The following is a 25,528-nucleotide window of genomic DNA, read 5'->3' as shown; positions in this document are numbered from 1 at the left end:
AATCGAGATAATAGCATGAACAAGCGTATTGCTGCCCTTTGGAAATTCCTCACCTACGACATCTGGCGTATTACGGAAGATGAAGTCACGCGAACGACCTTTTCCGTATACAATATCATCAAGACGATTTATCTTTGCATCAACCGCTTCACCAAAGACCGGATAGTAAACAAAGCCTCGGCGCTGACTTACAGTACGTTGCTTGCCATCGTGCCTATTCTTGCCATTTTGTTTGCCATAGCCCGCGGTTTCGGATTCGATAATCTGATGGAAAGCCAGATTGTCAACGGTTTCGGCGGTCCTACGGAAACCACGGAAGTCATCCTGCAATTCGTGAATTCGTATTTGTCTCAGACCAAGAGTGGAATATTCATCGGAGTGGGTCTGATTATGTTGCTGTGGACAGTCCTGAATCTAATCAACAATATGGAAATCACCTTCAACCGCATCTGGCAGGTGAAAAAGGCGCGCAGCATGTACCGCAAAATAACGGATTACTTCTCTATGCTTCTGCTGATGCCCATTCTGCTGGTGGTGTCCGGTGGTCTTTCCATCTTCATGAGTACGATGGTGAAGAACCTCGAAGACTTTACCCTGCTGGCTCCCGTCGGCAAGTTTATGGTGCGCCTCATCCCCTTCGTGCTGACCTGGTTCATGTTTACAGCACTGTACGTCTTTATGCCGAATACAAAGGTCAAGCTGAAACACGCACTCATATCCGGTATTCTGGCAGGTACGGCACACCAGGCATTCCAATTCCTTTACATCAGCAGCCAGTTGTGGGTTTCCCGTTACAATGCCATCTATGGTAGTTTTGCCGCCCTTCCGATGTTTCTGCTATGGTTGCAGGTATCCTGGACCATCTGCCTATTCGGTGCCGAACTGACCTACGCCGGACAGAATATCCGGAACTTCAGCTTCGACAAGGATGCGCGCAATATCAGCCGGCGCTACCGCGATTTTATCTCCATCCTGATAATGTCTCTCATAGCCAAGCGCTTTGAACAAGACGTCCAGCCCTATACAGCCGAAGAGATATCCGAAGAGTGCCAGATTCCCATCCGGCTGACACACGAAACCCTTTATGAATTGCAGGAAATCAACCTCCTACATGAAGTGGTGACCGATGAAAAGAGTGAAGACATCGCTTACCAGCCTTCCATGGATATCAACAAAATGAATGTGGCCCTCCTACTGGACAAACTGGACACGCACGGCTCAGAAGATTTCAAAATTGATAAGGAAAATGAATTCAACAACCAATGGGGAGCATTGCTGAAGGCACGGGAGGAATACTACAAGAATGCAAGCAAGGTGCTGCTGAAGGATTTGTAAGCACGCGGAAGTCTTTCCGGAAACTCCGTATCTGCTTTCTTTTTGATTATTTTTTAGACGCGGATGACGCGGATTGGAATATTAAAAAAATCCGCGTCATCTGCGTCATCTGTGTCTAAAAAGTAAATCACCGATATTTCTCAGGCTCCACGGCACGAGTCATATCATAGGCACGGTCACTCTGACGGGATGCCACTAATTGCAGGAAATCGTCCATAGTGCCGTTACCTTATTTATATTGTATCATGCGGCTGATGTACTTACCAATGATATCGAACTCCAGATTCACCACACTGCCCACTTTGAAAGCATGGAAATTGGTATGCTCAAAGGTGTAAGGAATAATGGCCACCTGGAAAGTATCGTCGGTGGGATTGCACACGGTCAGGCTGACACCATTGACCGTTACCGAGCCTTTGTCTACCGTGATGTAGCCGCGCTTTGCCATCTCCTTGTCAAAAGCATACCGGAAAGTAAAGTAATAGCTTCCTTCCGCATCCTTTATATCGATGCAAGTGGCAGTCTGGTCCACATGTCCTTGAACGATATGGCCATCCAGCCGGCCGTTCATCATCATACTACGCTCCACATTCACTTCATCTCCCACCTGCAACAAGCCAAGATTGGAACGGTCCAGCGTTTCCTTCATGGCCGTCACGGTATAGGTATCATCTGTCAGACTGACTACCGTCAGGCAAACACCATTGTGAGACACACTCTGGTCTATTTTTAATTCACTGACGAATGAACACTTGAAAGTAAAATGTACATTCTCCTGGTCTTTGACCATCGCCACCAATGTGGCACATTCTTCTACTATTCCGGAAAACATGGTTCTATATACTTTTAGGTTATACACGATTTATTATTAATATGCGCAAAGATACAAAAAGCCCTTCGTATAGGTACAAAAAAAGGAAGCTTTTCACAAAGCCTCCTTTTTCAGTTTTCAATAGGTATTAGTTTTTTTTTAAGGTAAAAAGATTGTTTTCAGGATAACGATGCAAATATAGGCGCTTTTCGTGATACTAACCAAATTAAAAAACATGTCTTATAACATCTTTTTGAAAAAAACATTTAAGTTTATTATCATTTCAAAGCACTTTTCTACACCTGCAATCGTTTTCAATGGACAAATATAAGGCTATTTTCCATGAAACACTGAAATTATCCTAAAATTTTGTTTATTTCTTATCATTTAAGTAGTGTTCATCTGTCCGCCCGCTATGTTTTAACACTTTTGCGTCGATAAAGAACACTATTTCTTCGGCAATATTCGTGATATGGTCACCGGAACGCTCCAACTTGCGGAACACGCTCACCAGGTTCAGACAAGAGAGTGCACTCTCCGGATGCCGGCTGATGTAGTCGGCAAGAATGGCAGTAGCCTCAGCATTGATTTCGTCCAGCATATTGTCCTTGGCAAACACAGCGGTAGCCAATTCCTGGCTCTCCTCCTGAAGTGCCTGCTTGGCAAGCTCGAGCATGGAGAGCACCTGGGCTATCATCTCTTCAAGACGGAGTTGCTTGACCAACTCAGTATCCAATGCCGGTTCATGGCAGTTGAGGGCAAAGCGGGCAATGCCCTCTGCAAAGTCGCCCAGACGCTCCAGGTTCGTATTGATTTTGAGCATGGCAAGCACAAAGCGCAGGTCGATGGCAACGGGGTTGTAAAGGGCAATGATGTCCTCCACGTCGCTGTCTATTTTCAGTTCGAAAGCATTGACGCGACGTTCGCGCACCAATACCTGCTGAGCTAGCTCCCGGTCCAGCGTAAGCACGGCATCACCTGCACGGTCGAGCTGATTATATACCAGGGTCCACATTTCGTCTATTTCCTTTTTCAGCAAGACGAGTTCAGATTCGATAAACTTCACCATAATGTTTCTATTTTAAGATTACTTTTGTACAACTTATTTTTGCTTGTATGGAACAATCCGCTACCCGAAGCGTCCCGTGATGTAGTTCTGCGTTTCCACCTTGTCGGGATTCGTAAATATCTTCCGGGTATCTCCAAACTCCACCATCCGCCCCATATAGAAGAAAGCCGTATTATCACTGACACGCGCTGCCTGCTGCATGTTGTGGGTAACGATGACGATGGTGTACTGCTTCTTCAACTCGTGGATAAGCTCTTCCACCTTGGCAGTGGAGATGGGGTCGAGGGCGGATGCCGGCTCGTCCATCAGCAGGACCGAAGGAGACACCGCCATGGCACGGGCTATGCAGAGACGTTGCTGCTGACCGCCGGAGAGGGCGTAGGCAGAGACTTTCAGCTTGTCCTTCACCTCGTCCCAAAGGGCGGCGCCTTTCAGGGTTTCTTCCACCCGCTGACGGATGAAAGCGTTATCGGTGATGCCATTTACACGGAGTCCGTAGGCAACGTTCTCGAAGATGCTTTTTGGGAAAGGATTGGGGCGCTGGAACACCATGCCCACGTTCTTGCGGAGTTCATCCACTTGCACTCCTTTTCCATAGATGTCTTGTCCGTCAATGCGTATCTCGCCGGTCAGACGGGTGTCGGGAATCAAATCATTCATGCGGTTTAGCAGGCGCAGGAAGGTAGACTTTCCACAGCCCGAGGGACCGATGAAGGCTATCACAGACTTCTCCTCAATGTCCATGCTGATGCCTTTCAGGGCATGGAAATCGCCATACCAGAAGTTCACGTCACGGGTTTCTATCTTGTTCTTCATACCTATTGTATATGTTTTCAATTCGTCTTAATCTTCTTCTCAAAGTATTTCCGCAGGGCGTTTGCCAACAGATTCACCAGGAGGATAATCAGTATCAGCACCAATGCTGTGCCATAAGCAATGGGAAGCTGCGCTTCCATATCGGTGCCGCTGGTAGAGATGACGTAGAGGTGATAAGGAAGCGCCATGCACTGGTCGAAGATACTTGTAGGCAGCTGTGGCAGGAAGTAGGCGGCACAGGTGAAAAGGATGGGTGCCGTCTCGCCCGAAACACGCCCCAGCGCCAGAATCAGTCCAGTAATGATATTGGGCATCCCCATCGGCAGGATGACATGCCAGATGGTCTGAAGCTTGGTAGCTCCCAACGCGCGGCTTCCCTCGCGCATGCTGTCGGGGATGGCTTTCAACGCTTCTTCCGTGGTGCGGATAACCAAAGGCAGACTTAGCAGACCCAGCGTCAACGAACCTGCCAGAATGCTGTCTCCAAAATCCATATAGTTGACAAACAGCGCCATGCCAAACAGACCGAACACGATGGAAGGGATGCCGCTCAGATTATTCGTCATCATCCGTATGAAGCGTACCACCCAGCCTTTCGGCACATACTCATTCATATAAATACCGCTCATCACTCCCACCGGAAAGGCAAATAAAGCACTGCCCGCCATCAAGCAGAACGTACCTACAATGGCAGGAAGGATTCCACCGGCAGTCATACCGTTGGTAGGAGCCGTAGTGAGGAACTCCCAATCGATAACTCCTATACCTTTATATATAATGAAGCCGAGGATTGCAAAAAGAATCCCCACCACACTTAGGCTCAACAGACGGAACAAGCCGAATGCCACGTTTTGCGAAAGATGCTTTCTATTGACCATATCTACCTTCTTTTATTTTCGTCTTGGCGAAACTGCTTCCACCGTGAAGTTTATCAATAAACTGATGAAGAACAGCACGACACCCAGCAGGAACAATGCTTCGTAGTGAGCTCCGCCGGCAGGCGCTTCGCCTAGTTCGGCGGCAATCGTTGCCGGAATGGTGCGCAGCGGTTCCAGGATGGTATGGGGAATGACGGCGGCGTTGCCCGTCACCATCAGCACAGCCATCGTCTCGCCCACCGCACGGCCGATGCCCAACACCACTCCGGAGGTGATGCCCGAAATGGAGTAAGGAATCACCACCTTATATATAGTCTGCCATTGCGACGCTCCCAGCGCCAGACTGGCTTCGCGCATGGCACGAGGGCAATTTCTCATCGCATCTTCCGTCACCGTAATGATGGTGGGCAACGCCATAATGGCAAGCACAATGCTGCCCGCCAGCCCGCTCTCGCCTACCGGCAAGTTGAACACCTGCTGCAAAAACGGCACAATGACAATCAAGCCGAAAAAGCCGTAGACCACCGACGGTATGCCACTCAGCAACTCAATGATGGGCTTCAGCAGATTCCTTACCCGGGAATTGGCTACCTCCGACATATAGATTGCCACCGACAGACCAAACGGCAATGCAAAGAGGATGGCAAACAGACTGACCCACAGCGTCCCCGTAATGAGCGGCAAAAAGCCGAACTGCGCAGCAGGTGTTGCCGTGGGAAACCATTCGGCACCGGCAAAGACGTCCTTCACCGAAATGGTGTTGTCTTTCAGCAGATGCACCGAATCCGGACGGACAATGAACTGCTGCGGTACAAAGGCTATAATGCCAGGCGTACGCTCCACCAGCTCCGTAATGCAGGCACCTGCATTTTCGTAGGAAGCGCCCAACTGCTCTTCCGTATAATACAGTGTGATGTCCTCCAAACGGAAAAGGCGGATAGGAAGGTCCTCCCCTCCCACTTCGTTCCAGTTTGTCAGCTCTTCATCAAAGACATTCTTTATCTGTGCCGGAGTCAGTTCGCCCACCCGGTTCTCCTTATTCAAGGCCAATACATACCCTTCTTCTATCACCTTGCTGCTGAACAAGCCTAGCGCTTCGGAAAAGAGGAACACGACGATAAGTACGATGGTAAGGCTCGTCACAAAGCCGCTACAAGCCAGTATACCTTCTACAATCTTCTCAAAAATCTTTTTCATGTTGCCTATTGATTTCTGTATGCAAAGGAACGGGCCGGATGTTAAGGCAGTGTGACTAACGTTTGAAAGAAATGTTTCAAAGGTGTTACAAAACTATTACAACGACTCAAAGCACATTCCATGTAACACATTTGTAATATCCATTGCCTTAATTTGCATCATGTGTTTACCCTATTTGCACCATGTGTTTATGAAGACAAGAAAATTACTCCTACTCCTCGCCCTGGCAGCTGCCACCACTGGCATGCAGGCGCAACGCATCAAAGGCAGCGACACCGTGCTCCCCATAGCGCAGCAGACCGCCGAACGCTTTATGACCCTAAACCCCTCTGCCCGTGTCACCGTGACCGGCGGCGGAACCGGTGTCGGTATTTCAGCCCTGCTGGACCAGACCACGGACATCGCCATGGCTTCCCGCGCCATCAAGTTCAGCGAAAAGATGAAGGCCAAAGCCGCCGGAGAAGACTTGGCAGAAGTTCCCATCGCCTACGATGCCCTTGCCGTAGTGGTCCACCCCTCCAACCCAGTGAAACAACTGACCCGCCAACAACTGGAAGATATCTTCCGGGGCAAAGTCACCAACTGGCAGCAAGTGGGCGGAGACGACCGCAAAATCGTAGTCTACTCCCGCGAGACTTCCTCCGGTACCTACGAGTTCTTCAAGGAAAGCGTACTGAAAAACAAGAACTACATGAGCAGCAGTCTCTCCATGCCTGCCACGGGAGCCATTATCCAATCCGTCAGCCAAACTCGCGGAGCCATCGGATATGTGGGTCTAGCCTATGTATCACCGCGTATCAAGACACTCGCCGTTTCATACGACGGGCAGCATTATGCCGCTCCCACGCTGGAGAATGCCATCAATAAGACTTATCCGATAGTACGCCCGCTATACTATTATTATAACCGGAAAAACGCTTCGGTCATAGCCCCTCTGCTCGATTTCATTTTGTCTGCCGCAGGACAGAAAATCATCAAAGAGAGCGGATATATCCCGGTACATAACGAATAAATCTTCATTCTTCATTCTTCATTCTTCATTTTTTTACCCTATCTTTGTCCCCACGATACGAAAATAGTAACATTATGGCAGAAATAAAGAGCGAAGAAACAAGCGAAAAAAAGAGCTTGAACTTCATTGAGCAAATAGTAGAAAACGATTTGAAAGAGGGTAAAAACGGGGGAAAAGTACAGACACGCTTCCCGCCCGAACCAAACGGTTACCTCCACATCGGACACGCCAAGGCCATCTGCCTTGATTTCGGTATTGCCGCCGCACACGGCGGTGTCTGCAACCTGCGTTTCGATGACACCAACCCCACCAAAGAAGATGTGGAATATGTAGAAGCCATCAAGGAAGACATCCAGTGGCTGGGCTACAAATGGGGTAACGAATATTACGCTTCCGACTATTTCCAGCAATTGTGGGACTTCGCTATCCGCCTCATCAAGGAGGGCAAGGCATACATCGACGAACAGACTTCCGAGCAGATTGCCGCCCAGAAAGGAACTCCCACCCAGCCCGGTGTGGAAAGTCCCTACCGCAACCGTCCTATCGAAGAAACACTGGATTTGTTCCAGAAGATGAACAGCGGCGAGATTGAGGAAGGTGCCATGGTGCTCCGCGCCAAGATAGACATGGCAAGCCCCAACATGCACTTCCGCGACCCTATCATCTACCGTGTAGTGAAGCATCCGCACCATCGCACGGGCACCACTTGGAAGGCTTATCCGATGTACGACTTTGCCCACGGGCAAAGCGACTTCTTCGAAGGCGTGACGCACTCTCTCTGCACACTGGAGTTTGTGCCCCACCGTCCACTCTACGACCTCTTCGTGGACTGGGTGAAGGAAGGCAAAGACCTCGACGATAACCGCCCCCATCAGTATGAGTTCAACAAACTGAACCTCAGCTATACGCTGATGAGCAAGCGCAACCTGCTGACTCTGGTCAAGGAAGGTCTGGTAAACGGTTGGGACGACCCCCGTATGCCGACCATCTGCGGTTTCCGCCGTCGCGGTTACTCTCCGGAGTCCATCCATAAGTTCATCGACAAGATTGGCTATACCACATACGACGCCCTTAATGAATTCGCCCTGCTGGAAAGCGCCGTGCGCGAGGACCTGAACGACCGCGCCACCCGCGTATCCGCCGTACTGAACCCCGTGAAGCTCATCATCACCAACTATCCCGAAGGACAAGTGGAAGAGATGGAAGCCGTCAACAACCCCGAACATCCCGAAGAAGGCAACCACGTCATCGAATTCAGCCGCGAACTTTGGATGGAGCGCGACGACTTCATGGAAGATGCTCCGAAGAAATATTTCCGCATGACACCGGGACAAGAGGTACGTCTGAAGAACGCGTACATCGTGAAGTGCACCGGCTGCAAGAAGAACGACGCCGGTGAAATCACCGAAGTATATTGCGAATACGACCCCGATACCAAGAGCGGTCTACCCGGAGCCAACCGTAAGGTGAAAGGCACCATCCATTGGGTAAGTTGTGCCCACTGCCTCGAAGCAGAAGTGCGCCTCTACGACCGTCTGTGGAAAGTGGAGAACCCGCGCGACGAGCTTGCCGCCATCCGCGAAGCGAAGAACTGCGACGCACTGACAGCCATGAAAGAAATGATCAACCCCGACTCCCTGAATGTGCTGCCCTGCTGCTACATCGAGAAGTACGCTGCCGGCATGCAGCCCCTCTCCTACCTGCAGTTCCAACGTATCGGTTATTTTAATGTTGACAAAGATTCTACGCCAGAAAAAATGGTATTCAACCGTACTGTAGGTCTAAAAGACGTTTGGGGTAAAATCAATAAATAAGAATATGAGTAAAAAAAACCTGCTGTCCGGAAGAGACAAAGAACTGCAAGAAATGGCAGAACAATATGAAGCTGCCAAAGCAGAGAACAGAACCATCTATCTGGACGCAGACGACTTAGCCGACCTCGCAGACTGGTATGCCGTGCATCATAAATATGCCATGGCTACCGAGGTCGTAGAGTATGGCTTGGGAATACATCCGAATAATACGGCTCTGCTGGTGGAACAGGCATACTTGTTCCTCGACACCCAGCATAAAGAGCAAGCCAAAGATATATTGGAACGGATTGCCGAAGAATCTTCCGAAGTGAAAGTGCTGAAAGCCAACCTACTGTTGGGCGAAGGCAAAGAAGAAGAAGCGGAAGCGATACTCGACAGCATAGACGATAAGGACGACCTGGCCAATATCGTTGATGTATCCTATATGTACATCGACATGGGATTCCCGGAAAAAGCATTGACATGGCTGACGCGCGGACTCGAAAAATATGCCGAAGAAGAAGCCTACCTTGCCGTCACCGGCGATTGTTACTATGCCCAGGGACTGTTTGAAAAAGCCACCTTCTTCTTCAATAAGCTGATTGACAAGAATCCGTATTCGGCTCCTTACTGGTTTGGACTGGCCCGTTGCTACTTTGACCAGCAGATGTTCGACAAAGCAATCGAAGCATGCGACTATGCCACGGTGGCCGATGACGAGTTTGCCGATGCCTACCTGATGAAAGGACATTCCTTCTTCCAATTGGGAAATGAGGAAAGTGCCATGGAGAACTACCTGCAGGCCGAAAAATTCCATCTTGTCTCCCACGGTTTCATCAACACCTTCATCGGTCTGAACAAAGCCTCCAAAGGAGAATGGAAAGAAGGATACGACTATCTGGAAAAAGCCATAACGGCCGAAGACAGCCATGACTTCGCCTTGCCTTCTCTTTATGCCAATGCAGCCCTATGCCTGCACAAGATGGGAAAGAAACGCAAAGCACACCAGTATTGTAAAAAAGCATACGACCTGGCACCCGAAGAGATAGACCCGTATCTGATTGAGGGGCGCATCTACATGGAAGAAGGTGAGTATGAGAAAGGTGTGAAGAGATGGGCCAAAGCCTTAGAGTATGCCCCCTATGCGGATACCTGGCACGAAATAGGCATGTGTAGCATGGAAATAGGACAACTGAGCTATGCCAAGCTGGCCTTTGAACATGTCAAAGAGATGGAGCCGGACTTTGAAGGTATCAACGAAAGGCTGACCTCTCTGTATATGCTGCTCAAAGACAAAGAGAACTTCATGAAGTACAACCAGCTGTGCGAACATCCGTTCAGGCTGGAAGAGCTGGACAAATTGCAACAGATACTACAAGAAGATAATCAGGAAGAGCTGGCCCTAGTAATGAAGAATATTTTCAATGCATTACAATAACAGTAATTATATACCACTAATCTAGCAAATGGAATCAGTAGCCTTTATCCAATGGTGTCTCGACCACCTCAATTACTGGACCATCACTTTATTGATGGCCATTGAAAGTTCGTTTATTCCCTTCCCTTCGGAAGTTGTAGTCCCTCCTGCCGCTTGGAAAGCCGCCAACAATGACAACATGAATATATATCTGGTGGTATTGTTTGCAACCATAGGGGCAAATATCGGAGCCTTGATAAACTACTATCTGGCAAAATGGCTGGGACGCCCCATCATTTACAAGTTTGCCAACAGCCGTTTCGGGCACATGTGCCTCATCGACGAAGCCAAAGTGCAGCATGCGGAGGAATACTTTGACAAGCATGGAGCCGTATCAACCTTTGTCGGCCGCCTGATACCTGCTGTTCGCCAGTTGATATCCATCCCTGCCGGTCTGGCACGCATGAAGCTGGGAACTTTCTTGCTGTACACCACCTTGGGTGCAGGCCTTTGGAATTCCATCCTGGCTTTTATCGGCTATTACTTGTCCACAGTACCCGGCATTGAGAACGAGGAACAGCTGCTTGCCAAAGTAACGGAATACAGCCATGAGATAGGTTATGTATTTATCGGCATCGGCGTACTCATCGTGGCATTCTTCATCTATAAAGGCATGAAGAAGAAATAAAAAAGAAAACGGTATGATAATAAAAAAGCGGTGGACAGCATGATAAATTCTGTCCACCGCTTTTTATTGCTTATCCCAAATCCAAACTTTCTACTTTACAGCTGCAATAGCTTTATCATAGTCAGGTTCTTGCGTAATTTCAGGTACCAATTCCGTATAGGCAATCTTACCATCTTTGCCGATAACCACTACCGAACGCGCCAGTAGACCTGCAAGCGGTCCGTCGGCCATGCGTACCCCGTAGTTTTCATCAAAATCGGAAAAACGGAAATCAGACAAAGGAATCACATTCTCAATACCCTCCGTTGTACAGAAACGTGCATGTGCAAAAGGCAAGTCCTTGGAGATTGCCAACACCACGGTATCGGGCAGGCCGGCAGCCAGTTTGTTGAACTTACGTACAGAAGTAGCGCACACACCAGTGTCAAGGCTGGGGAAAATATTCAAAATAACATTCTTCCCGTTCAGTTCCTTCAAAGAGAATGAAGACAAATCTGTTTTTACCAATTCGAAATCGGGGGCAACAGAGCCCACCTTTATAAATTCACCGATAACCTTTACCGGTTGTCCTTTAAATTTTGTTGTAGCCATAGTTTTATCAAATTATATGTATACATAACAAATTACATACAGAAAAAGTTCACCCGAAACTTTTTTCCGGATAAACTGTTATTCTACAGACGAATTAATGATAATCACTTAAAAAATTAAATTCACATGAAAACTATTTTTGACGAACTTCAGCAGGAAGTAAAGAATTGGTGGATTTCACTCATTCTTGGTATTCTTTATGTAATAGTGGCTATAAGCCTGATGTTCTCCCCTCTCAGCGGGTATGCGGTATTGAGCATTCTGTTCAGCGTCTCCATGTTGTTCAGCGGTCTGCTGGAAATATCCTTTGCAGTAAGTAACCGTAGAAGGGTATCCAGTTGGGGATGGTATCTGGCTGGAGGCATCATCGACATGATTCTGGGATTCTACCTGATAGCCTACCCGATGCTCAGCATGGAAGTCATTCCATTCATCATCGCCTTCTGGCTGATGTTCCGCGGCTTCTCATCCGTAGGCTATGCCATGGACCTCAAAAGATACGGAACAAGAGACTGGGGATGGTATGTTGCTTTCGGTATTCTTGCCGTCATCTGCTCGCTCATCATCTTGTGGCAACCGGCAGTAGGCGCCCTTTACGCCGTGTACATGATTTCGTTTGCATTCCTGATTATAGGTTTCTTCCGTATCATGCTGTCATTTGAGCTGAAAAACCTGCACAAGCGTGGGAAAGAGTAGAAGGAAAAGAAAGAGAAAGAAGTATCGGCCGAATAAGTAGCCCACACGAAGCGTGTCAAAAGGAATCCCACCTTTGACACCTTCGTTTAGCCGAATTGCTCAATAACGTCTCAGGAAACGGAACATCGTAGTCCGTGACACTCCCATCTGTCGGGCAAGCTCGGCACACGACTCTCCTCTTTGGTGCTCCCTTACAAGCTTCCTCTTGTTCGCATAGAGTATCTTCATTTTGGGTGTGTCTCCTTTCTTCCTGCCCAGATGTTTTCCCTCCTTCCTCCGTCGTTCCAGGGCTTCTTTGGTGCGCATGGAAATCAGATTACGCTCTATCTCGGCCATCAGTCCAAAAGCAAATCCCAGCACTTTGCTGTTGATGTCATTCTGGAACACATACCCCTCTTTGGTACTGTACAGCACCACTCCCCTTTTGATGCAGGAGTTAAGAATGGTCATTATCTCCAGCAGTGTCCGGCTAAGCCGTGAAATCTCCGTTATAATCAAGGAGTCTCCCGGTTTCATCCGGTCCAACAAGCCCGCCAGTTTACGCTCTTTGCTACTCACTTTTCCGCTGACCGTCTCCATGTACCATCTGTCGATACTCAAACCATTCTTCTCCGCGAAGCGTATAATTTCCTCGCGCTGATTCTCTAAAAACTGTTTTTCTGTACTTACTCTTAAATAAGCTACTACTGCCATAATTGATAAACGTTTATTGGTTATTATTCACCACCAAAGAACGGTTATTCAAGTAAGAGTGGCAACACACAACTATGACTCTCTATCACAGAGGATCACATTATGGACATCCCCCGAAGTCAGGGAAGACTTCTCGGTAACTATCTCAAATATGCCTATAAACAAAGAAAACAGCCCCACTGAAGCTGTTTTCTGAAATTAGTTCATAAAAAATTGATACTATGTAGTTTCATAGTATACTCTCCTTCATTTCATTCACTATGTATCTCACATCCTCATCCGTCACATAAGGACCACTCGGCAAGCAAAGACCACGTTTGAACAAGTCCTCACTGACACCATTCACATAGGCAGGATTAGCCGCATAAACCGGCTGGAGATGCATGGGCTTCCATAAGGGACGGCTCTCGATACCGGCTTTATCCAAGCAAACACGCATGGCCTCTACATTACGGTTAGGCTCACAAGAAGTATGGGCACTCACTGACTCATGCGTAACACCGGCGGCACCACCTACGGCGCCTTTTACTGTCTCACGGTAGGCATCCTCCTCACCTCTCACATGCAGATTCCCGTCAAGCAGTACCGTGTTCAGCCAATAATTGCTGTCATAACGTCCGGAAGGATTCTCATGAAGCGTGATTCCCTCCACATCGGCCAACAACTTACGATACAGACCGCACAGATGCTTATGGTGCGCTATATGCTCATCCACCACCGTCATCTGACCGCGGCCGATTCCCGCACAAATGTTACTCATCCTATAATTATAGCCTATACGCTCATGCTGGTAGTAGGGATAGGACTCACGGGCCTGGGTAGCATAGAACATTATCTCACGTTTGGACTCTTCATCAGGGCAAATCAAAGCACCGCCACCGCTGGTGGTTATCATCTTGTTGCCATTGAAAGAAAGCACACCATATTTGCCAAAAGTTCCAAGAACTTGCCCGTCAAACTTGCTTCCAAAGCCTTCGGCGGCATCCTCTATGACCGGAATATCATATTTATCTGCCACCGACATGATTTGGTCTATCTTGTAGGGCATCCCATACAAAGCCACCGGAACAATCGCTTTGGGCTTTCGGCCGGTCTTGTCGATACGGTCCCTGATAGCCTGCTCCAGAAGAACCGGGTCCATGTTCCATGTATCAGCCTCAGAATCCACGAATACCGGAGTAGCACCGAGGTAGGTCACCGGATGGGAAGAGGCACAAAAGGTAAAGCTTTGTACTATCACTTCGTCACCCTGACCAACTCCGCAAGCGAGCAGGGCCAGGTGTACCGCTGCTGTACCTGCACTCAAGGCCACTACCTTTTTATCCTGTCTCACGAAGCGTTCCAAATCCTGCTCGAAGGCATTCACATTAGGACCGAGGGGTACTACCCAGTTGGTATCGAAGGCTTCCTGTATGAAGCCCATCTCCTTGCCGCTCATGTGAGCGAGGCAAAGATATATTCTCTTATCCATAAAATTATAAATGAATTCTTTTCAAAGAAGTACAATGAATATTATGAAGATATATCTCTTTTTACATAATGTGGAATTAGCAAAAAATCAAGGATTTTACAGAGCTTTTTCCAAAACCGTTTCATATCTAAAACTATATAATTTCTTCTCTTTTAGCAAGGGCTACTTTCTCAAGATGTCCTGGACATAATATCTGGGACTCAGTCAATCGAATTATTCGTGCTTTCGATTTATCTGCCTCCTTCTTATTACCATTGGGAAGATTAGTTACAACATTATATCCCGGTATATATGAATCCCCAGAAAAAACATAGCTCCCTATGAGATAAGTAATGCAAGTTGGACTGTGCCCTGGCGTTTCTATTACCTTTGCATTTATCCCATCTAATAAGGTAATGGAATCTTCTTCACAAACAACTTTAATATTCTTTCCTGAATATATTATTGGTTTATCATAGTATTTAGATAGATTCAGTTTTGCGGAAGCCAAAGCCTCTACACCTGCTTCGTTAGTATAGATTATTGCACCAGGAAATATCCGTATCAAAGCAGGTAATCCATAAATATGATCATAGTGAATATGTGTCAACAGAATACCCTTCAGCACTTTGCCGTCACCCGCAGTCTCCATAATTTGTTCAATATCCCCAGGATCGACAATCCAGAATTCAGTTCTGCTAACTTCAAGAATATATGTTCTTGATTCTAAAACAGTATTGATAATGGATTTTACGATTAGCATTATATTAAGGATATTGAGCAAAATCAATATACATCACAATTAACACCCGATACATATTGAATCACCGACTATCAGTACAATCTTCTATAATTAAAAATATATTATCAATAAATTGATAACCATTTCCTCCATGCTGGAAAATTGTTGAACATATCCGTAAAATTATCAGGATTTTTAAACCCTTCCCAATTTCTATATTTTTTAGGCAGACCTCTTTGTGCAACAAATGAATTATAATTCAAGCACTTACCTTTATTCAAGGAAGTAATATCAGCCATTTCATCGACACTCAGTTCAAAGTCTAAAATCGAAATATTTTCTTTCAAATGAACTACATTCCAAGTTTTAGGAATCACAATAATCCCCCTTTGAATAAGCCAGCGCAGGACTACTTGAACGGTGCTCTTACCATGTTTTTTTGCGATTGCCAAAATCAAAGGATGTTCAATAATCTCCAGTCTTGGTTCTACTGAACGGAAATGGCTAAATGTCGACATAGATTCAACTGCAATTCCCCTATCCTGACAATATTTTATTAACTCAATCTGAGCGTTTAACGGACTAATTTCTATTTGATTCACAGCAGGAACAACATCCGAAATCTCACTCAAAGCTTCAATATGTGGCTGCAGAAAATTGGAAACCCCAATAGCCCTGATTCTTCCCTCTTTATAGAATTTCTCAAGAACCTTCCACATATCCATGAATATTTTCCAAGGATTATGAATCAAGAACAAGTCTATATATTCCGTATCAAGGTTATCAAAAGATTTTTGAACAGCTTGTTCAATACTGACATTATTCCTTCGATTAAGAATTCTATGAATTCCATACTTATATCCTCCACAGTAAAGCGCATCAATATTCACTTTTGTAGTAATAAACACATCTTCACGCTTGATACCATGTTTTTTGAAAATCCGAGCAATATCAGCCTCGTTATAATATCTCCAAGCTGTATCAAACTGTCTGTAACCCATGTCATAGGCTTTTATCAGAGTATCCTCCAGCTTATCCTTCGGTATAAGAAATGTTCCTAGACCAATTTGTGGCATTTCAATACCATTATTCAATTTTATATATTGCATATCCATATAATTATTAGTTCATATACTATTTCCACGCTTGCATTTTATACCATAAACCACATCCAGATGCAATTTGAGTTATATCTTCTCCTGGAGGAATATTACCTTCCAACAACTCTATCCCATTTTGAGTTATAGCTAAATCCCATCCAACGTATCTTGCATCAGGTTCATAATAAACAATTTTTTTTATAATTGAGATACATTCATCAAAATGCGGAATAATAAAACCATCAAATTTAATATGAGAATAAGGATGAACCTCATATCTTGCACAATTCATGCCATAAGCATCACCTTTCAAAATGCTTTTTTCAGAATCTATCACACAAACCATACCACCATCATGATAATTATCAGTTAATGCAACCCCATTGCCCATACGCAATAATGCGGCTAGTATGTGTAATTGTTTTTCCCGATCTAATACGGTAACAATACGAATCGTATTCAATGAACCTGGCGCTAAGTTCTTTAGTTTCTCACAATTTGTTATAATTTCCTCTATTATAAATTGTTCCCCAGTAATAATCTTTTGCTCCAAAATATCTAGTACATATTTATAGTTATCAGAAGAAGTACATATTCTAAATACACCATGCCCTCCGTAATCTTTTAAAGGTTTAGCAATAACATCTCTATATTGAATTATAAATTTCACAATTTCATCCCAGCTCTTATTTACTGTTGTTAACCATCCCCTATTTATATATTTCCGAAATCGTTGATTAAATTTAGCTTTATCAAGAAACAATTCATACACTTCTGGAGTACTAAAAGCATATCTCAGAACATCATTTCTGCGCAATGATATATATGCTTTTCGTTCAGCTATTGATTTATTCCAAAATGTAAAAGTACAATAGTCATTAAAATCATTACCATAAAAAATATACCAATATAATAAATCAACAAATACACTGAATCTACTTTTTGAAGGACATTGTTTTATGACAAATGCACTATTATCCCAACTATTTCGACAATAATTCAATACTGTTGATATACGATATAATTTCAACTTCCTTACTATTGCATTCATATGCCAATTTTTCTTAGTATTCCACCAATTCAGAAACAACAATATTATCCACATTAAACTCCATACTTGCCCAAGCAAGTCCTACCCCAAATCCACAAGCCAAGCAATGGTTCTTTTTGTTACATAATGCTTCTGCAGTACGGGTAACCATGGTCAAAGGAATGGAGGCACTTGTCACATTGCCGAAATCTTCCAAGCAATAAGGCACTTTCCCTATAGGTATCTTCACCGATTTGCGAATCTTCTCGTCAATGAATTTATTTGCTTGATGTAAATAGAGATAATCTATTTCATCCACATTGATATGATAAGCCTCTATAAGTTCTTTCAACGAATGAGGCGGTGTCTTGATAGCAAACGCAAACACATCCATACCATTGACTATCATATCAGTTCCCCTGCGGACAATGCCCGGTTCTATTTCCTTTTCAACAACCGCTTCAACAGTTGTCGGATATCGCATTCCTCCATACTTTGTCCACACAGCCTGATAGCCAGAACCATCCACTCCAAATACAAAATTAAAAGGTTTGCCGAATGAAGCATCATATTCAAATGCTGTTACCGTGGCAGCGTCGCCAAACAAAGGTTTAACTGTCCTATCTTTAGAATTTCGGTTGATGGAATTTGTCTCAGCTGCAACCAACAAACCTTTTTTAAAAGAGCCATGTGACATTAAAGAGCCTATCACACTAATCCCATAAATCCATCCTGAGCACCCCAAAGGTAAGTCCATTACGTAACAATCGTTACGTAATCCCAGACGGTTTTGAAGGATACATGCTGTTTGTGGAGCAATAAAATCACGAGATGTACATACATAAATCAAGCAATCCACTTCTGAAATCTTCCAACTCAAATCGGTCAATATCCGATGAACAGCAACTACTGTAAGATCAGATGCTGTCGTTCCTAATTGTACCACTCGTCGCCTTTCGATGCCAGTCGAGGCCATAACTTTTTTTGCTTCACTTTCATCCTTGAAAATAGGAAGTGACAAATTCTCTTCTACCCGTGATGGGACACAAGCTGCCATTCCTGCTATTCTCACATTTCTGATTATCAATTGTGACATAAAGCTAATCGTTGTTTTTTTCCCGATGAAGTCATTGGAATTTTATCAATCCATTCAAACTTCACCGGCATTTTATAATTCTCAATTTTGTTTCCCAACAATGTATCGATTTCTTCTAAAGATTTGGTAGTTCCCTCCCTTAGTACATATACTTTAGGCACCTCACCAACCAATCCTCTTGGATCTTTCATTGCAACACAAATACAGTCCGATACACCTCCCAAGGCTATAATTGCATCCTCTATTTCAATAGGACTCACTTTCTTACCACCGACATTAATCATCTCTTTTTTGCGACTCACCAAATAGAAATTTTCATTTTCCGATTTATATGCATAATCACCTGTGCGGAAATATTCTCCCCAAAAAGAATCTACAGTATCACCGTCCACCAGATAAGATTTCATCACCATATTCCCCTTTATGCACAATTCACCGGATTCTCCTGTCGGAAGTTCCAGACCTTCATCACTGAAGATTTTCACATCCACCTCCTTTGTTACAGGCTTTCCGATAGTAACTAAATCGTCAGCATATTCATGAAATTCCATAAAGAGTGAACGGGATGCTTCTGTCAATCCGTAATGCATACAAATACGAGTGTTTGGAAACATTTCCATCAGTAACCGCTTGTTCTCCACACTCATTGCCGCACTACCAATTTCAATATAACTCATCTGACTTGCAAACTTTCCAAAAACATTTCCACTCAATTTCTTGATATACTCCCATACAGCAGGTACCATGCCTATCCCTGTCACATGATATTGTTCCATCGTGTTAAACAATAACTTTAGATTAGCAAAACTACCCAATAAGATAAATGTTGCTCCTAACAACATATTACAACGTAATCTACCCAAACCAAACGAATGGCAAATAGGTAAGCCCAATACCTCTACATCATCGGCTGTATTCCCGATATATTGATTAATATTATTGGCAGAGCCACTAATATTGGCATGTGACAAAAGCACACCTTTTGGTTTTCCGGTAGTACCGGTTGTGAACATAATATCAGCTATATCTTGAGCAGAAAGCAGTCCGATGTCGGCAGGTTTTCCCACCAAAGAAACCTCAGAATACCCAATACCTCCCTTAAGACCAAAGATTCTTTTCGGACGAACCGTTTCAATGATATATTTTTTTCTTTCCTCATTCGAGGTCGGGTCAACTATCACATTAACCAGTCCCAACAGATGAGCAGCAAAATATAAATATACAAATTCAACATCTTTCAAAGCAGAAAGTAAAATACAGTCACCTTTCTCCAATCCCGATGATTGAAGACAAGCTGCCGCACCAAGTATGTTTTTCCACAGCAATGCATAACTTACCGAAACGCCCTTTGCTATGATAGCCGTTTTATCCGCACTCTGCACCGAATACCGATAAATAGCTTGCAGTAATTGACTATGTGCTAAACTACACATTCTTCAACTCAATAACTTTATTTACAATACTTCCTACCGTGTTTAGCTCAAAAAGGTCTTCTACTGGAAAATCCACATTTAATTCATTTTCAATAGTCGTAAGAATAGCCACGTTACCCATCGAGTCCCATTGTTCAATATCACCGGCAGCCATTTCCATAGTAATCACTGATTCTTCAACATTCAGCGTTCTAGCAATTACTGATATTATTTCACATTTTATATCCATTTTTATTCTTAGCTTTAAATTGACACTCCACCATCCAACACCATCGAATGACCAGTCAGCCACGAGGAGGCATCGGACAATAAATACACCACACCATATGCAATGTCCTCAGGTACTCCATAACGTTTCAGAGGATAACGTTTCATATCCTCCTGTAATTGCTCTTCGCTGACTGTACCTCTATGAATTAAAGGAGTATCTACCATCCCTGGACAAATACTATTTACACGTACTTTTCTCGATGCAAACTCTTTGGCACAAAATTTCATTATGGAATTCAAGGCAGCCTTCGATGCACCGTAAATACAGTTACCACCGCTGAATACCTCTGTTCCACCTAATGAAGCCAATATCACAACAGCTCCCTCTTTATTAATTTGCTTCTTTTTATAAAGAACGCGCATTAATTCAATAGGAGCATAAAAATTGGTCTCAAAAATATCATCAAACTTATCACGGCTCGAAAACTGGAACGGCAATGTTAGTCCTTTACCCGAACAAAGCACCAGTCCATCTATCTTACCAGCTTCAGATATCAGATTTTCCACTTGTTCCACCACCTGCAAATCAGCTACCACAACCCTGTGTACCTGCCCGTTCTTCACATCCAAATCAGCATACGTAGCATTGAGACGTTCTTCATTGCGTGCCGTTATAATAAGGTTAGCCCCCATCTTGGCACATTCTGTGGCAGTAGCTTTTCCTATACCGGATGAAGCCCCCGTAACAAGTATTGTTTTTCCCTCTAAAGAAAAAGGATTATAATTCAACATAACTTTTAAAGTTCTTGTAATTCAGAAATCACTAAATTTTCATCTGTATGAAAAAGAATCGTCCCCCATGAAAGTCCTACTCCAAAACCACAGCCTACCAAAGTAACTGCTTTTCCACATAGCTGTTCCCTCAATTCTGTCACAACAGTAAGTGGAATGGATGCTGATGAAGTGTTGCCAAACCGTCTCAAGCTATAAGGAACTTTTTCGTCCGTCAATTTCAACTTTTTCTTGATAGTTTCGAGCATCTTTATGTTTGCCTGATGAAACAATACATAATCCACTCCATCCATGGTAATACCACACTCTGCAAATACCTTTTTAATGGATTTAGGAGCAGTGGTAATCCCGAATGCAAATACATCCATGCCGTTCATTCTCGTTTGACAAGCATGACGCTTACGTCCATCCTCGCAATCCTGCAACTCTAACGAAGCTGGCGTTATAGGATTACGGGCCCCACCACCAGGACGGATTATCGCATCATATCCAGTTCCATCACTTCCCAAATCAATAGTGATAGGTTCTGCCTTTTCATCATATTCGAGAGCAGTAGCAGTACCTGCATATCCAAAAAGTTGGTCGTGTTCTTCCGGAACTTGTTTACGCGCATCACCAGCTAATACTATAGCACGTTTTATTCTGCCACAAGTCATTAACGAGAGCGCAACTGACATTGCATATACCCATCCCGAACATCCAAGATTAATGTCAAAACAGAGACAGTTTTTCTTTAATCCTAACTTTCCATGCAACACACATGCTGTTGCTGGCAATATATAATCCGGAGTTTGAGTTACAAGCATCAGTAAATCAATGTCTTCGTTTTCCCAGTTCAAATCCCACATAAGCTTTTTTGCCGCTGCTTCACATAAATCCGAAGAAGTAAATTCATTAGAAAAACGTTTTTCCCTCACTCCAACAGACTCAATGTAAGCTTCGTCATCATATTTATCTGTTGTAGATACAGTCTTTACAATGTTTCTTGGAACACCAGCTGCAATACCTGCTATACGGATATTATTTATATGAATGATAGCCATATTCTTTTTATCAACAAGCTTATTAAAGTTTACTTGCCACAGTGTTATAAATATCCGCTATTGTTTCCGAGTTTTTAATGTCATCTCCTTTTAGAGTCACATCATATTCCTCATCCACCATGGCAATCACGCTAAGAGCAACTAATGAAGACCACTCCTCAATCTCTCTAAAGCGAGTTTCCGGAGTAAATACACTTTCTTCTGTTTCATCAAACTGAGCAGCAAAATTGCTCACAAATTCTTTCATTTCCATAAACTGTTTTTTAGTCATTACTTATCTTTACACCTATAGCTTTAATACTTTCGCCGGTACTCCTAAATACACATTTCCTTCTTTAGGTTTAGTCATAAGCACACTTCCGGCAGCAAGTTTTGTATCATTTTTTATTTTTAGTTGTTGCAATACAATGGAACCCACTCCAAAGAAGTTACAGTCGCCCATCACCACTTCACCGGATATTCTGACAGAAGGCATTAATACATTGTAATCTCCTATCTTTACATCATGTCCTAAGACAACAGCCCCATTGAATATATTAAAGTCTCCAATTATTACATCACAAGATACGACACAACCGCCTTGTATAATGTTCCCTTTCCCTATTTTGAAGGTTTCAACATCTTTTATGACAATATTAGGGGCTATAATATTGGGAAACTGAATATTTGTATTGCTTATTAAAGAAGAGAGTTTACGAAGTACTTTATTGTTAGCAATTGCAAAAACCACACTCAAAGACTTATTCCATGAATTGAGGGTATCCATTCCTCCTAACACTTTACCATAATGCGATATTTGAGTTTCACATTCTACTCCATCATCAAAAAAGCCTATCAAATTCCACTGAGGCTTCACCTCATTTATCCAATAAATTAAGCAAGCAATCTCTTTACCGAAACCGCCTGCACCATATATAGCGATATCATTCATGATTAATCAACTTAATTATATCCATCAAATGGAATTGTAGTAGCTTGACCTTCTTTGGAAATACTATCCTTCATAAATACTTTCTTAATTGTTAGAAAAAAAATTTTTACATCAAGTTTGAAAGAGCAATGGTCTACATACCACACGTCCAATTCAAATTTCCTCGTCCAAGAGATAGCATTGCGTCCATTCACTTGCGCCCAACCAGTAATGCCCGGACAGACCTCGTGACGACGAGCTTGTTCTTTACTATAAAGCGATAAATATTGAGGCAATAAAGGCCGTGGTCCTATCAAAGCCATATCCCCTTTCAGTACATTAATCAGTTGTGGCAATTCATCAATACTTGTAGAACGAACAAACCGCCCTACCTTAGTCAAACGTTGTGCATCTGGTAGTAAATTACCCTCCGCATCCCGCTCATCCGTCATACTTTTGAACTTTATCACACGGAATATCTTTCCATCCTTTCCCGGGCGCTCCTGAGTAAAGAATGCTCCTGCACCTTTATTGGCAAAATACAACCCAATAGTAATAAGTAATAAAATGGGCCAGATAACAACCAATACAATAAAGACCAGAATAAAATCAATCACTCTTTTCAAACCATGTTTATACATACTCTCAAAAATGCTTCATTATAGCCTTATAGCTCTTATCTACAGTATAATTCTCACACAAAAATCTATACCCTTTTTCTCCCATCTCTTTCATCCGTTTATCATCCTCTATCATAAACTCCACCATCTTCATAAAGGTATCTATATTCCCATTCTCTGTCCACAGACCGAAACCACTTTCTTCAGCTATCCGTCCAATGTCCGTATTCACATCCGTAGCTATCAATACCGGCATCCTACATTCCAAATACGAAAGCAAGCGCGATGGAAAATTGGGTATGGTAAAACGCTTGTCCAGGAATATCAAGCCTACATCACACAGATTCACCAACTCATCATATTTTACTTTCGGCAATGCAGCAAGAAGACAAGCGTTTTGGGGCAAGTGCGTATCAAACCATAATTTAACCCTCATATACTCTGTACCACTACCTACAATTACAAAATACGAGTCATCCCGCTTTTTATTCTCCTCAATCACTTTCAATAAAAAATCTATCCCCTGAGGCTTTCCCAAATTACCCCCATAGATGAAAATCCTTTTTGATGCAGGAATATTCAATTCTTTCAGCAGTTCACTCTCTTTCCTATCTCCTTTCAACCTTTCCTGTAACTTCACACTGTTCGGACAGATTTCCACCTTTGCCGCATCAATGGCAGGATTATGCTTCAACACATACTCACAGTTGGCAGGTGACATACAACCGATAAAGTCTGACAATTCATAAAGTTTTTCTTCCTTACTCCTGAACATCCTATAAAGAAAACTTTTCTTGGAGAACATACCCAAATCCACCGCATTCTGCGGAAAAATATCCTTCAGCATCAGATAGGTTTTAGCATTCCAGCGTTTTTTCAAGGTCTGGATTACCTTATTGAAGGTGATGGGAGGAGTGGAATAAAGAATAAGGTCGAACTTCACATCCCACCAGTATTTATTAATAGCATGTAGATACTGGCTTTCCAACAACAAAGTAGCAATCCCTTTCTCCACAATATTCGTTTTCTGGATATTAAGTGTCTTTACCTTCAATATTCTTGCACCGCCGTTCTCCATGACTCCGGTAGGCTGATGGAATCTCCGCTCATAAGGGGATACTATATACATGGCATGCCCGTTCCTTATAAATTCACGCATCAGGTCTGTATAAATGCCACGCTCTTCCAAACCATTGATACGGGATATTGTCAAAAAAAGAATGTTCATCCCAGCAGTCAGAATTTTCTCCAGACCATCTTGTTCACCACCCCCGTATAGCTCTGAATCAACTTCACAACCTTGGCCGATACATTCTCATCCGTATAATCGGGCACCGGCAGACCGTGATCCCCATTCCTATTCATCTCCACGGTAGTATCTACAGCCTGAAGCAAGGATTTCCCATCAATACCGGCAAGGACAAAGATACCCTTGTCAAGAGCCTCGGGACGCTCCGTACTCGTACGGATGCATACAGCAGGGAAAGGATGCCCCACCGAAGTGAAGAAACTGCTCTCCTCAGGCAGGGTACCGCTGTCACTCACAACGGCATAGGCGTTCATCTGCAGGCAGTTGTAGTCGTGGAAACCGAGAGGTTCATGCTGAATCACACGTCTGTCAAGTGCAAAGCCGCTTGATTCCAGACGTTTCCTGCTACGGGGATGACAACTGTAAAGTATGGGCATGTCATATTTCTCGGCCATAGCGTTAACCGCGTTGAAAAGGGACAGGAAGTTCTTCTCCGTGTCAATGTTCTCTTCCCGATGCGCGGAAAGCAGGATGTATTTACCTTTCTGGAGATGCAATCTCTGGTGAATATCGCTGGACTCTATTTCGGACAAATTCTCATGCAGGACTTCCGCCATGGGCGAACCGGTTACGTATGTACGTTCTTTCGCCACGCCCGAAGCGTTCAGGTATCTGCGGGCATGCTCCGAATAGCAGAGGTTCACATCGGAAATGACGTCCACAATACGGCGGTTGGTCTCCTCAGGCAGGCACTCGTCAAAGCAGCGGTTGCCTGCCTCCATATGGAAGATGGGGATATGCAGACGTTTCGCGCCTATCACGCTCAGGCAGGAGTTCGTGTCTCCCAACACCAGCAC

27 protein-coding genes and 1 pseudogene are annotated in these 25,528 nt (G+C 44.1%); 6 read left to right on the top strand and 22 right to left on the bottom strand.

The window, feature by feature from the left end:
- The first annotated feature begins 15 nt into the window (after window positions 1-15).
- On the top strand, window positions 16-1,335 hold the full coding sequence (locus CSD97_RS16670; protein WP_008664813.1) for a YihY/virulence factor BrkB family protein: 1,320 nt from the start codon (window positions 16-18) through the stop codon (window positions 1,333-1,335).
- Window positions 1,336-1,471: 136 nt separating this feature from the next.
- Here the strand turns inward: CSD97_RS16670 and CSD97_RS18775 are convergent.
- The 6 genes and pseudogenes from CSD97_RS18775 to pstC form a co-directional block, all read right to left on the bottom strand.
- Window positions 1,472-1,552 (bottom strand): annotated as a pseudogene (locus CSD97_RS18775) (NAD(P)H nitroreductase); the annotation flags it as partial.
- 12 nt (window positions 1,553-1,564) lie between these two features.
- On the bottom strand, window positions 1,565-2,167 hold the full coding sequence (locus CSD97_RS16665; protein WP_005832292.1) for a riboflavin synthase: 603 nt from the start codon (window positions 2,165-2,167) through the stop codon (window positions 1,565-1,567).
- Between the two features lie 352 nt (window positions 2,168-2,519).
- Window positions 2,520-3,215, bottom strand: a complete 696-nt coding sequence (phoU, locus tag CSD97_RS16660) for a phosphate signaling complex protein PhoU (protein WP_035448804.1) — start codon at window positions 3,213-3,215, stop codon at window positions 2,520-2,522.
- Window positions 3,216-3,275: 60 nt separating this feature from the next.
- Entirely contained in the window at window positions 3,276-4,031 is a 756-nt protein-coding gene (pstB, locus tag CSD97_RS16655) for a phosphate ABC transporter ATP-binding protein PstB (protein WP_055288615.1), read from the bottom strand.
- Between the two features lie 17 nt (window positions 4,032-4,048).
- Window positions 4,049-4,909, bottom strand: coding sequence for a phosphate ABC transporter permease PstA (gene pstA / locus CSD97_RS16650; protein WP_022401248.1), 861 nt, complete (start codon window positions 4,907-4,909; stop codon window positions 4,049-4,051).
- 12 nt (window positions 4,910-4,921) lie between these two features.
- Complete coding sequence (gene pstC, locus CSD97_RS16645) at window positions 4,922-6,106, bottom strand: phosphate ABC transporter permease subunit PstC (RefSeq protein WP_044467405.1); 1,185 nt, start codon at window positions 6,104-6,106, stop codon at window positions 4,922-4,924.
- Window positions 6,107-6,296: 190 nt separating this feature from the next.
- Between pstC and CSD97_RS16640 the strand changes: the two genes are divergently transcribed.
- The 4 genes from CSD97_RS16640 (at window position 6,297) to CSD97_RS16625 (ending at window position 11,016) form a co-directional block, all read left to right on the top strand.
- Window positions 6,297-7,118 (top strand): PstS family phosphate ABC transporter substrate-binding protein, encoded by an 822-nt coding sequence (locus CSD97_RS16640; protein WP_009038248.1) that lies wholly within the window; start codon window positions 6,297-6,299, stop codon window positions 7,116-7,118.
- A 74-nt stretch (window positions 7,119-7,192) separates the two neighbouring features.
- A complete protein-coding gene (locus CSD97_RS16635; protein WP_005832304.1) occupies window positions 7,193-8,932 on the top strand; it encodes a glutamine--tRNA ligase/YqeY domain fusion protein in 1,740 nt (579 codons plus the stop codon).
- Between the two features lie 4 nt (window positions 8,933-8,936).
- Window positions 8,937-10,349 carry a tetratricopeptide repeat protein gene (locus tag CSD97_RS16630; protein WP_055288592.1) on the top strand — a complete coding sequence of 471 codons (1,413 nt, stop codon included), beginning with the start codon at window positions 8,937-8,939 and terminating at the stop codon, window positions 10,347-10,349.
- A 28-nt stretch (window positions 10,350-10,377) separates the two neighbouring features.
- Window positions 10,378-11,016 carry a DedA family protein gene (locus CSD97_RS16625; RefSeq protein ID WP_005831315.1) on the top strand — a complete coding sequence of 213 codons (639 nt, stop codon included), beginning with the start codon at window positions 10,378-10,380 and terminating at the stop codon, window positions 11,014-11,016.
- A gap of 90 nt (window positions 11,017-11,106) precedes the next feature.
- On the opposite strand, the gene tpx is transcribed toward CSD97_RS16625, so the two are convergent.
- A complete protein-coding gene (gene tpx / locus CSD97_RS16620; protein ID WP_005831317.1) occupies window positions 11,107-11,607 on the bottom strand; it encodes a thiol peroxidase in 501 nt (166 codons plus the stop codon).
- 126 nt (window positions 11,608-11,733) lie between these two features.
- Between tpx and CSD97_RS16615 the strand changes: the two genes are divergently transcribed.
- Window positions 11,734-12,303 (top strand): DUF308 domain-containing protein, encoded by a 570-nt coding sequence (locus CSD97_RS16615; protein ID WP_098032750.1) that lies wholly within the window; start codon window positions 11,734-11,736, stop codon window positions 12,301-12,303.
- A gap of 99 nt (window positions 12,304-12,402) precedes the next feature.
- Here CSD97_RS16615 and CSD97_RS16610 read toward each other — a convergent pair whose 3' ends face one another.
- The 15 genes from CSD97_RS16610 to CSD97_RS16540 form a co-directional block, all read right to left on the bottom strand.
- Window positions 12,403-12,996, bottom strand: a complete 594-nt coding sequence (locus CSD97_RS16610) for a master DNA invertase Mpi family serine-type recombinase (RefSeq protein WP_005831322.1) — start codon at window positions 12,994-12,996, stop codon at window positions 12,403-12,405.
- A 229-nt stretch (window positions 12,997-13,225) separates the two neighbouring features.
- Window positions 13,226-14,467, bottom strand: a complete 1,242-nt coding sequence (locus CSD97_RS16605) for an aminotransferase class I/II-fold pyridoxal phosphate-dependent enzyme (RefSeq protein ID WP_098032749.1) — start codon at window positions 14,465-14,467, stop codon at window positions 13,226-13,228.
- 133 nt (window positions 14,468-14,600) lie between these two features.
- Window positions 14,601-15,209 carry an MBL fold metallo-hydrolase gene (locus CSD97_RS16600; RefSeq protein ID WP_098032748.1) on the bottom strand — a complete coding sequence of 203 codons (609 nt, stop codon included), beginning with the start codon at window positions 15,207-15,209 and terminating at the stop codon, window positions 14,601-14,603.
- A 104-nt stretch (window positions 15,210-15,313) separates the two neighbouring features.
- Window positions 15,314-16,303, bottom strand: coding sequence for an aldo/keto reductase (locus tag CSD97_RS16595; protein WP_310591133.1), 990 nt, complete (start codon window positions 16,301-16,303; stop codon window positions 15,314-15,316).
- Window positions 16,304-16,322: 19 nt separating this feature from the next.
- The gene (locus CSD97_RS16590) at window positions 16,323-17,339 is read right to left on the bottom strand and encodes a sugar-transfer associated ATP-grasp domain-containing protein (RefSeq protein WP_173675121.1); all 1,017 of its coding nucleotides are present in this window, start codon (window positions 17,337-17,339) and stop codon (window positions 16,323-16,325) included.
- Between the two features lie 13 nt (window positions 17,340-17,352).
- On the bottom strand, window positions 17,353-18,414 hold the full coding sequence (locus tag CSD97_RS16585; RefSeq protein ID WP_098032747.1) for a ketoacyl-ACP synthase III: 1,062 nt from the start codon (window positions 18,412-18,414) through the stop codon (window positions 17,353-17,355).
- The gene (locus tag CSD97_RS16580) at window positions 18,402-19,847 is read right to left on the bottom strand and encodes a class I adenylate-forming enzyme family protein (RefSeq protein ID WP_098032746.1); all 1,446 of its coding nucleotides are present in this window, start codon (window positions 19,845-19,847) and stop codon (window positions 18,402-18,404) included. Before CSD97_RS16580 ends, CSD97_RS16585 begins: the two co-directional genes overlap by 13 nt.
- Window positions 19,840-20,076 (bottom strand): acyl carrier protein, encoded by a 237-nt coding sequence (locus CSD97_RS16575; protein ID WP_098032745.1) that lies wholly within the window; start codon window positions 20,074-20,076, stop codon window positions 19,840-19,842. Before CSD97_RS16575 ends, CSD97_RS16580 begins: the two co-directional genes overlap by 8 nt.
- Window positions 20,077-20,090: 14 nt before the next feature.
- A complete protein-coding gene (locus tag CSD97_RS16570; RefSeq protein WP_098032744.1) occupies window positions 20,091-20,849 on the bottom strand; it encodes an SDR family oxidoreductase in 759 nt (252 codons plus the stop codon).
- Window positions 20,850-20,854: 5 nt separating this feature from the next.
- A complete protein-coding gene (locus CSD97_RS16565) occupies window positions 20,855-21,892 on the bottom strand; it encodes a ketoacyl-ACP synthase III (RefSeq protein ID WP_098032743.1) in 1,038 nt (345 codons plus the stop codon).
- A 22-nt stretch (window positions 21,893-21,914) separates the two neighbouring features.
- Entirely contained in the window at window positions 21,915-22,145 is a 231-nt protein-coding gene (locus tag CSD97_RS16560; protein ID WP_098032755.1) for an acyl carrier protein, read from the bottom strand.
- Between the two features lie 33 nt (window positions 22,146-22,178).
- Window positions 22,179-22,823, bottom strand: a complete 645-nt coding sequence (locus tag CSD97_RS16555; protein ID WP_098032742.1) for an acetyltransferase — start codon at window positions 22,821-22,823, stop codon at window positions 22,179-22,181.
- An 11-nt stretch (window positions 22,824-22,834) separates the two neighbouring features.
- Window positions 22,835-23,443 (bottom strand): sugar transferase, encoded by a 609-nt coding sequence (locus tag CSD97_RS16550; protein ID WP_098032741.1) that lies wholly within the window; start codon window positions 23,441-23,443, stop codon window positions 22,835-22,837.
- A gap of 4 nt (window positions 23,444-23,447) precedes the next feature.
- A complete protein-coding gene (locus CSD97_RS16545; protein WP_098032740.1) occupies window positions 23,448-24,650 on the bottom strand; it encodes a glycosyltransferase family 4 protein in 1,203 nt (400 codons plus the stop codon).
- A gap of 8 nt (window positions 24,651-24,658) precedes the next feature.
- Window positions 24,659-25,528: UDP-N-acetyl glucosamine 2-epimerase (locus CSD97_RS16540; RefSeq protein ID WP_098032739.1), on the bottom strand; the 870-nt coding region annotated here is incomplete at its 5' end.

This window comes from Bacteroides sp. AR29 (assembly GCF_900217715.1).
Lineage (GTDB): Bacteria > Bacteroidota > Bacteroidia > Bacteroidales > Bacteroidaceae > Bacteroides > Bacteroides uniformis.
Note: the sequence above shows the minus strand (reverse complement) of the source record. Positions and strands in the feature narration are given on the sequence as shown.